Source organism: Kangiella sp. (genome assembly GCF_014762745.1).
GTDB lineage: Bacteria > Pseudomonadota > Gammaproteobacteria > Enterobacterales > Kangiellaceae > Kangiella.
In genome coordinates this window covers 1-5505 of sequence record NZ_JABURJ010000007.1, presented here as the reverse complement: position 1 = coordinate 5505, position 5505 = coordinate 1, and the positions used below count along the sequence as shown (strand labels likewise).

Genomic DNA, 5505 nt, shown 5'->3' with positions numbered 1-5505 from the left:
TAAATCACCGGCTTATCATCATATTATTGCCAGCTTATAGTTTACTTTGGCCAACCGGCCTAATTGTTTGAAAAACAAACAATTCTAAAATCAGGAACCGAACCATTTTGCAGTAGACGCCCAGTAAGAGCAAGAGCTAATTAAGCCCAACTGTGACGTGGTTAAGGGGAATGAAAAGGCTTTGATTGAATGTGAGCCCTGTCATTGCGAGCGACTGCAAAGGAGCGCGGCAATCTGGTTAAAATGAAATTGGGGCGTAGGGTGCTCTTTCTTTGTAGCCTCGAACAGCTTAAGCGTGTTCGAGGGAATTTATCAGAATAATGTTTAGCGTCAATTTGTGCGAACCACGATTTTGTTCTACAAATCAGTTTTATAATAAAGCCATGCCCCGAAAGCGAGAAGCATATCTATAAACATAAAAATACCAATCGAAATTAGAAACGCACTAAAGGAATCAGCTATAAACACTGAAAAAATCGAGCTGATTAAAAGCATTAAAGGGAATCGATTTCTGAAATATGTTTCGCCTTTCAAACGGCGATGCCTATTCAGAAGTAAGTCCAAAAATGAATCCATAAGAAAAAACAATCCAAACTGGCTAATGCCAGAAATAACCAGCGTGCGTTAGCACGTCCGGTGCTGCAGGCGCGTAGTAAATTGACTTGTTACACGCTCAACCAATTCCGTAATCATCGCTAAACAAGTTCATGTGCTCATTTACATATTCAAAAATACGATCGTACTCTAGCTCTTTGAGCTCTTCGATAACCACGTAACAGAACAAGTATGACGATACATAATGAAATCTATACTGATCCCAAGATCTTTCATCATAAGAGGCATCCTCACTGACCTGTGCATCTGCTTCATCTAGCATCTGTTGGATTAGCTCTTCATCCTGTATTCCGTGCTTTAAAGCAAAAAGTGCAGGTGCAAGGCGATATAAGCTCTGCAAGGGTATGTGTGCCCTTTCAGCGGTCTTTATAGCTTCATCAAGAGACGTGCTAACTTCGTCAAGCCATTTCTTCATAAACTCAGTCAAATTGAATAAGCGTATAGCGCCTGCCATTAACGGCGCGAGGAACGAGCGTCCGGCGACCGAAGGGAGCTAATTTAATGGCATTGTTATACATTTAGTGGCTGCTACCTTGAGGTTGATTTTTCTTTATCTCGTTAAGCGCAGGCAACGCACAGTACAAGAATGCGTGTGACAGGGAAAACGGATCAATAAAAGCCAACTCCTTTCGGTCCGTTTCCGCTTGAATGTAAGGAACTATTATGGCGCCACCATCAATAACGGAAACATCACTAGGCAAATGTTCAAAGCCGACATATAGCTTACGAGCATGAATTATTCTGTTTAAGGCATCCCACAGAACCGCCACTTTCTCACCCTTGCAAGACGGTATCCACTTCCAGCGGGCGGCACTTAGTGGATATTTAACTTTCGGCGGAAGAACCTCCATGGCTCGGCGAGCATTTAATGCAAAAGAGCTGACAACCTCAATTATTGTTGTATTCGCGTATTCCTGAATTAGTTGGTTCTTTAATGGGTATTGACTACTTGCGAGAGACCAGAGATTGACCGCCTCTTCAGATGCCCTATCTATTGAATGTAGCGTAATTTTTTCCACTTCTCTCTCGCCTTTTATGCATAACGCAAAGCTTTGGGGCGGCTGGAGCGCAGCGTAAGCCGTCCCAGCCACGATAGTGGCGACAACAGCGCCTTGTTAGGGCTTTTCATAAAACTGAGCCACGTTGTAGTTGCCAATAGTGTTAGCCAATGACACTGGGCTTACACCTGACTTATTTTCAGCATTTGGGTTGGCTCCTGCGCCCAAAAGAAACTTTATAACACTGCCGTTACCCTTGGATGCCATGGTTGCCCTCCAAAGTGGGGTGTTACCAAATACATCCTTTAATTCTAAATCCGCTCCAGCCTCTACAAGCAATGAAGCCGTTACAGAGCAATTTGCTTGAGCAGCACAATGCAAGGCTGCCCAGCCTTGTTTGCATTGAAGATTAACCAGCGCACCTGACTGAATTAGTGCTCGAACCTTTTCTGCATTTCCTTCTAAAGCTGCATAATGAAGTTCTGAGCGACCATCTTTGTCGATATTCATGAGTAGCCCTAACGCCGCAAGCAGCGGCGAGCGTTAGCGAGTCCAGCCCGCAGGGCGATTTTGCCTTGCCTTGTTATGTTTTTACGGTATAGCACTGAGCTAAAACCTCAAATTGACCAACAGCATTAAAGTTAAATTTGTAATGCTTATATTCTTCTTGGGGGCCAATCTCACCTTGTTTACGATGAAGCTCTAGCCATTCAGAGCCTTCAATTTCGTAGCTACAATCATCACGTTCATTGGCTAGAAAAGATTCGGCCATCTGCCACTTGAAGGCAACAGCATCACCGAAGAAAACCTCAACGAGTTTTTCTTGCCAGTCTTTAAAGCGCAGAGTTAAATCTCCATCCTCTTGCTTTATTTCAGGGTATTCAGCGTCAGCTGTGGAGAACCCTGGCTCAATTAGATTAGCTATTTGCATAGTGGTTTTGAAACATAACGCCGCGCTCAGCCGCGTGCTAAACGGAGCGGATTATTGTGCTAAAATGAGCGAAGAGAAGGCACAAAAAGCTGCGGAGTTTGGAACGTCGGCTGGAGTGCCTTGTTAGGTCACACTGGGAACAAATGTTCGTAGTCAGTATGCGCTCTACTCTCAATATAATCTTGTACACTTTTTGATATATCACTGATGTTTGAATCAGCGTGTACATCACGCAAGAAAGATAGCTTTCTTGTCAACTCATCATCGTGGTGCTTTTGAATGTATTTGAATATATAAAATTCACAAGCTCCTAACTTTATAAAATCATCCAAAATTGATTCCACTTGATCCAATACGTTAAGTCCATTCGTCCACAAATCTTCGGTGCCATAAGAGGTAGAAGAGCCAGACGAATAGACTCGACGCCCAAAATCTAATCTAGATTTTTCCAATATCGACATCATGTACTTGGGATACTGTATTAATGCTAGGCTCGAGCCTTCATTAGCTGCATCTTTAGGCACTCCCTTGACATTCCCGCTCAACAAATAATTTGTCCTGCCAACCATAGACCACATAGCGAATAGGATAGATTCCACTATGGTGCTTGCCTTGAGTGTTAGAGTGGGCGATAGAAAACTTGCTTGAGATAATGGAATGTCACTAGACACATCATAAAGCGGGTTTCCTGATGGTTTAAAAAGTAAATAGTTTATTTCTTTGAGATACTCCTCTATCGCCACAGAAAAGACGTCGAGAACCTGCGGAATCGCACGCAATGAAATAGGGTCTTGCGTATCTTTTTGACCATCACCAGATCGCTCCCTGACATACTCTAAAGCAGCATTGGTGAAAGCTCGTTCAGATGTTGAAAAAAAGAAAAGATTAGACCTGTTTGCTTTTGATAACATGCAAGAAATTGAGCATAGCTCTAAAAAAAATAACCAAGCATTTCGGAGCTTTTTAACAATTGACGAGGCATAGCCCAATTGGACAAAGTTACCATTGATCAGAGCCATCGCCTCGCCATACTGTGCATTATAGCCTTGTCTTTCGCTAAGTTCGTTTAGTACGGCAGTTGCCCAATGCGAAGCAGGGATTACATCACCGCTTGAATAACTAGAGTGCTTTGGAATCTTTGGCAAAAAGCCCTTTTCAACTGCCAAGTTCGATAATGAATTAAACAGAACAGGAGATACGCCTGACATACCTGCAGACCACGAGTAAAGCTTGGCGAAAGTAATGCACCTAGCTGTAAACTTGGAATAACTTGGCAAGCCCGCATCAATTGCATGCGATGAAAGCAGATCCTTTTGATTTACTACTAGGTCCGCTAATTCTATTTTTTCATAATCCCTGTGTCCTGGTCTTGTATTTAGACCATAAATATTTACATCACCTCTATTGACCAGCTTTCGCAAATGGTTATTTTCTTTTTCTATTCTCTCTAAGCTGCTCTCCCATATTTTGGGTTTAGCCAAATTATCCACTGACTTCAGAAAACCTTTTAATATTTGCATACCGTTCACCGTTTTCTCAAAACAAGAATTAAAACAAAAACAAGCAAGGCAATCGCAGCATACAATACGCCATCGACCGGTAAGCGCTTAGCACCATCTACAATCCCTACAACTGTATCGGTGTTTAGGTTTTTGTCATTTGAAAAAGCAAATAAGCTCAAAATAAAATCTAGTAGTGAAACTCCACCAATAGCCGCCAAGAACGCCTCAACGACTCTCCCATACTTGTTTTGTCTCTCGCTCAAAATGGATTCAGCGAACCTACTCGCAGAGTTCTTCTTTTTCTGGACAGCATCTACAAGCTCACTATAACTCCAGGTTTCCATGAATCTACTTGCGATAGCAGAACGCTTGCCTTGTAGCCCCATTAACACGTCGCCAAACTCGTTTTCGATAAATTCAATATGGGCACGAATTCTGTTTACTCTTGAAATAGTCGATTCTTTAGCCTTTTTGCTGCTCGACATTTCCAAATAGAGGAGTTTTAGTATTTTATTAAATACGTCATATAACACATAGAAATACGTCGATATTTGCAAGGCTGTCTCTACTGCGTATTTATTTTCTTCTGACAGCTTGCCATATACCACGCTATTTCCTACACATGTCGATATCGCTGATTCATCGAGTAATAACGCGCTTTCTCTCAGCTCCCTACTCTGAGTCCATCGCTCTAAAACTGGAGATAGGCCATTATCAACATGTCCTATATAAGTACGATTAACCCATAGCATCCTTTCATTTTCTTTATCAGTATTAGCCATAGAGTTTTCGAACCTGTCAAAGAAAACGATAAAATCCCTCGGGCTTAAAAACAGATTTCTTTCTCGTTCCTTCGATAGAGATTGTATGTTTTTTAGGATGCTGACCTCATGGGGAACGATTATTTTTACTATCGAAGAGCAAAGCTGAGTAGACCACTTATCAACAACTGGAAATACGTCTTCATGTTTATATCTATCAGAAAATGATAAAGTTATAGTTAAAATTCCAACCGTGTTGTCAAAATACAAAACATCACACTTATTTATCTCGTATTCCTTAAATTCAGACTCCGCTAATATTTCATCGAGTTTTTGTTTTACATATTTAGGTTGTAAATGCAGTTTTAACAGAGGTGTTGCAGAGTCCGGAACCTGATCTTCATTCAACTCAGAATAATGTAGCTCTCCTTTTTCTTCTTTGTTCCATGGTACTAGCCATCGAAAACCACTATCAATCTCATTTTCCGCCTGAACAGCCAATAACAATACATCTACTATTGCTTCTCTATGACAAATCGCTTCGAGACTGTTTAAATTGAAATCTGTTCGAAACGGTGCAATAAACAAAAATTCCATGTCATTTCCTTATTATTTCGGGCATAGGGCATACTCTCCGGAGACCTAACGCCCCCAAGCAGGGGCATATTTTGCGTTTTGAGCGCAGCGAAGCAAAATAT

The 5505-nt window shown here is 41.6% G+C and carries 6 protein-coding genes; all 6 read right to left on the bottom strand.

All coding sequences use genetic code 11. The features are described 5' to 3' along the window. Positions 1 to 673: 673 nt before the first annotated feature. On the bottom strand, positions 674 to 1030 hold the full coding sequence (locus tag HUJ19_RS00075; RefSeq protein WP_290621533.1) for a hypothetical protein: 357 nt from the start codon (positions 1028 to 1030) through the stop codon (positions 674 to 676). A 103-nt stretch (positions 1031 to 1133) separates the two neighbouring features. After that, positions 1134 to 1634, bottom strand: coding sequence for a hypothetical protein (locus HUJ19_RS00070; RefSeq protein WP_290621531.1), 501 nt, complete (start codon positions 1632 to 1634; stop codon positions 1134 to 1136). A 96-nt stretch (positions 1635 to 1730) separates the two neighbouring features. Next, positions 1731 to 2123 (bottom strand): ankyrin repeat domain-containing protein, encoded by a 393-nt coding sequence (locus HUJ19_RS00065; RefSeq protein ID WP_290621529.1) that lies wholly within the window; start codon positions 2121 to 2123, stop codon positions 1731 to 1733. 73 nt (positions 2124 to 2196) lie between these two features. Continuing rightward, complete coding sequence (locus HUJ19_RS00060; RefSeq protein ID WP_290621527.1) at positions 2197 to 2544, bottom strand: hypothetical protein; 348 nt, start codon at positions 2542 to 2544, stop codon at positions 2197 to 2199. 128 nt (positions 2545 to 2672) lie between these two features. After that, on the bottom strand, positions 2673 to 4064 hold the full coding sequence (locus tag HUJ19_RS00055; protein WP_290621525.1) for an aromatic amino acid lyase: 1392 nt from the start codon (positions 4062 to 4064) through the stop codon (positions 2673 to 2675). 5 nt (positions 4065 to 4069) lie between these two features. Beyond that, the gene (locus HUJ19_RS00050) at positions 4070 to 5404 is read right to left on the bottom strand and encodes a hypothetical protein (protein ID WP_290621523.1); all 1335 of its coding nucleotides are present in this window, start codon (positions 5402 to 5404) and stop codon (positions 4070 to 4072) included. Positions 5405 to 5505 lie beyond the last annotated feature (101 nt).

What these genes read in the sequence shown, in the direction of transcription:
- HUJ19_RS00050 (WP_290621523.1), bottom strand. Translation starts at nt 5,404, where the DNA reads ATGGAATTTTTGTTTATTGCACCGTTTCGAACAGATTTCAATTTAAAC.
- HUJ19_RS00075 (WP_290621533.1), bottom strand. Translation starts at nt 1,030, where the DNA reads ATGAAGAAATGGCTTGACGAAGTTAGCACGTCTCTTGATGAAGCTATA.
- HUJ19_RS00055 (WP_290621525.1), bottom strand. Translation starts at nt 4,064, where the DNA reads ATGCAAATATTAAAAGGTTTTCTGAAGTCAGTGGATAATTTGGCTAAA.
- HUJ19_RS00065 (WP_290621529.1), bottom strand. Translation starts at nt 2,123, where the DNA reads ATGAATATCGACAAAGATGGTCGCTCAGAACTTCATTATGCAGCTTTA.
- HUJ19_RS00060 (WP_290621527.1), bottom strand. Translation starts at nt 2,544, where the DNA reads ATGCAAATAGCTAATCTAATTGAGCCAGGGTTCTCCACAGCTGACGCT.